This window comes from Klebsiella sp. Ech2A (assembly GCF_030078455.1).
Taxonomy (GTDB): Bacteria; Pseudomonadota; Gammaproteobacteria; order Enterobacterales; family Enterobacteriaceae; genus Klebsiella; species Klebsiella terrigena.
The window spans coordinates 1-3,116 of sequence record NZ_JAQGFU010000319.1 but is presented as its reverse complement, the minus strand read 5'-3'; the positions used below and the strand labels follow the sequence as shown (position 1 = coordinate 3,116).

Here is a 3,116-nt window from a genome sequence, read left to right as displayed (position 1 = left end):
CCGGATACTGCACCGCCTGCACCACGCCCTCGACCTGAACCTCGCCGCCGCCGCTCAGTCGGATATGTTCCGGACGCAGCGACCAGCTGCCCGGCATGCCGCACAGTCGGGCCGAAAGCTCGGCGTCAAAGACGTTGGCCGTGCCGACGAACCCGGCGACGAAGGCCGTTTTCGGCCGCAGGTAGAGATCGTGCGGCGCGTCGACCTGCTCGATGCGCCCGTGATTAAACACCGCCACCCGATCGGACATCGACAGCGCCTCGCTCTGGTCGTGGGTGACAAAAATAAAGGTGATCCCCAGCGCCTGCTGCAGCTTTTTCAACTCCAGCTGCATCTGCTCGCGCAGTTTTAAATCCAGCGCCCCCAGCGGCTCATCCAGCAGCAGCACCCGCGGCTCGTTAACCAGCGCGCGGGCAATTGCCACCCGCTGGCGCTGGCCGCCGGAGAGCTGGGAGGGTTTGCGCGCGTGGACAAAGCCGAGGGCCACTTTTTCCAGCGCCTCCTGCGCGCGGCGGTGGCGCTCTTTTTTGCCGATTCCCTTCACCATTAGCCCGTAGGCGACGTTATCGAGGATCGACATATGGGGAAACAGCGCGTAGTCCTGGAAGACGGTATTGACGTCGCGCTGCCACGGCGGCAGCTCGCTGGCCTGCTGGCCAAAAATGGAAATCTCCCCGCCGGAGAGCTGTTCGAAACCGGCAATCAGCCGCAGGCAGGTGGTTTTGCCGGAGCCGGACGGCCCCAGCATCGAGAAAAACTCGCCGTCGCGGATGGCAATACTGACGCCATCCACCGCGCGCACGTCGCCATACAGCCGCGAGACGTTATGGAACTCTACCGCATACGTCATTTCACGCCTCCGGCCGCTCAACGGCCGCCCATAATCGCGATATAGTCCTGGGTCCAGCGGCTGTAAGGGACGAACTTGCCGCCTTCCGCAATCGGGGTCTTCCAGAAGGCGATTTTGGCGAACTGATTATAGCCGTTGGTTTCGCAGCCTTTTTCCCCCAGCAGCGGGCTGGCTTTACAGCCCTGCGGCACCACCGGCAGCGAGCCGAACCACGCCGCCACGTCGCCCTGAACCTTCGGCGTCAGCGACCAGTTCATCCATTTATAGGCGCATACCGGATGCTTCGCGTCGCTGTGCAGCATGGTGGTATCTGCCCAGCCGGTCACCCCCTCTTTCGGGAAGACGGTGGCGATAGGCTGGCCTTCAGCCTTGAGACCGTTGGCCTGATACGGCCACGCGCTGGAGGCGACCACGCCTTCGTTTTTGAAGTCGCTCATCTGCACGGTGGTGTCGTGCCAGTAGCGGTGAATTAGCCCGTGCTGGTCGCGCAGCACCTTCAGCACCGCCTGATACTGCTCCTCGGTGAGCTGATAGGGGTCGGTAATACCGAGCTGCGGCTGGGTGGCCTTGACGAACAGCGCCGCGTCGGCGATATAGATCGGGCCGTCGTAGGCCTGCACGCGGCCCTGGTTGCTTTTACCGTCGCTAAGATTTTGTTTTACAAACACCACGTTCCAGCTATCCGGCGGGGTCGGGAACACTTTGGTGTTGTACATCAGCAGGTTTGGTCCCCACTGGTAGGGCGTACCGTAGACTTTTCCGCCGACGTTAAACCACGCGCCTTTCTCTACCCGCGGGTCGAGCGTCTTCCAGTTGGCGATCAGCGCCGGGTTAATCGGCTGTACGCGCTTGCCCATAATCAGGCGCAGCGACGCGTCGCCGGAGGCGGTCACCAGGTCATAGCCCCCTTTCGCCATCAGGCTGACCATCTCATCGGAGGTGGCGGCGGTTTTTACGTTGACCTGGCATCCGCTCTCTTTTTCAAACTGGGTCACCCAGTCGTAGTTTTTATCCGTCTGACCGCGTTCGATATATCCCGGCCAGGCGATGATATCGAGCCGGCCTTCGCCTTTATCCAACGACGTCGGCGGCTCGGCGGCCTGGGCGGTCAGGAAGGCCATACCCAGCACACAGAGGCTGCCACGGGCAATTTTTTTGCTCATCGGGTGTTACTCCTGTCACAACAAAATTAGCGGCAGCCGTGCCGTAAAAATATCTCCCTTAATAACAGTAGACGGCGCGCTATGCCCCTCACGGGAAATTTATTCAGGTTGTGACAAGGGGCGCATTCCGTAGAAATCAGCAAAAGCCGGACGACAATATTGATTATAGACAAGGAGTTAGGGACAGAGAATGGGTATGCGAATTTCCTATGATCGATACCGGTAAAATAATGACCGGTATCGTCTGATAATAATATTTAGTTATTTTCTGCCCGCCGTTGAGCCATAGAAAAATAAGTCTAAGGCTCGGCCAGCAGCTCGCGAATAAGCTCGCCCAGGCGTTTAACCCCCTGCTCTTCTCTCTCCCCCCAGCCCCAGGCGGTATTGAAGCGGAAGAATGAGGTCCAGCTGGCGGTGGTGGAGAACATTTTCCCCGGCGCAATGCTGATGTTGTCGCGCAGGGCGCGCGCGCTCAGCTCCCCGGCATCGGCGCCCGCCGGCAGCTCGAGCCAGAGAAAGTAGCCGCTGTCGCTATGGTGGATTTTGACTTCGGCGGGCAGATGGCGCAGCAGCGCTTGCCAGGCCTGCTGCTTGCGCTCGGCCAGCTGGCGGCGCAGGCGGCGCAGATGGGCGTCGTAGCGCCGGGTCGACAGATAGTCCACCAGCGCCATCTGCATCGGCGAGCTGGTCGACAGCGTGCTCATCAGCTGCAGCTGCTGGATGCGCCGGGCGTGCTTGCCGGCGGCCACCCAGCCGATGCGAAAGCCCGGCACCAGGCATTTGGAAAAGGAGCTGCAGTGGAGCGTCATATCCTGGCGGTCCCAGAATTTGGCGGGCAGCGGCTTCTCGCGGCCAAAATAGAGCTCGCTGTAGACGTCGTCTTCGATCAGCACCACGCCGTAGCGCGCCAGCAGCTCCACCAGCCGCGCCTTTTTCTCCGCGCTGAGGGTAAAGCCGAGCGGGTTCTGGCCGTTGGTCATCAGCCAGCAGGCCTTCACCGGATAGCTCTGCAGCGCCTGCTCCAGCGCCGCCAGATCGATCCCCTCTTTAACGTCCGTCGCCACCGACAGCGCCTTCAGCCTCAGCCTTTCCAGCGCCTGCAG

At 61.0% G+C, this 3,116-nt stretch carries 3 protein-coding genes; all 3 read right to left on the bottom strand.

The window, feature by feature from the left end:
* Positions 1–850 (bottom strand): ABC transporter ATP-binding protein (locus PFH44_RS26235; RefSeq protein ID WP_283826643.1); only part of this gene is annotated, 850 nt, incomplete at its 3' end.
* 17 nt (positions 851–867) lie between these two features.
* Entirely contained in the window at positions 868–2,013 is a 1,146-nt protein-coding gene (gene ydcS / locus PFH44_RS26230; RefSeq protein ID WP_045855229.1) for a putative ABC transporter substrate-binding protein YdcS, read from the bottom strand.
* Between the two features lie 299 nt (positions 2,014–2,312).
* A partial coding sequence (locus PFH44_RS26225; protein WP_283826642.1) for an aminotransferase-like domain-containing protein occupies positions 2,313–3,116 on the bottom strand: 804 nt, incomplete at its 5' end.

Excerpts from the sequence above, each read along its gene's own strand:
- ydcS (WP_045855229.1), bottom strand. The coding sequence starts at position 2,013 with ATGAGCAAAAAAATTGCCCGTGGCAGCCTCTGTGTGCTGGGTATGGCC.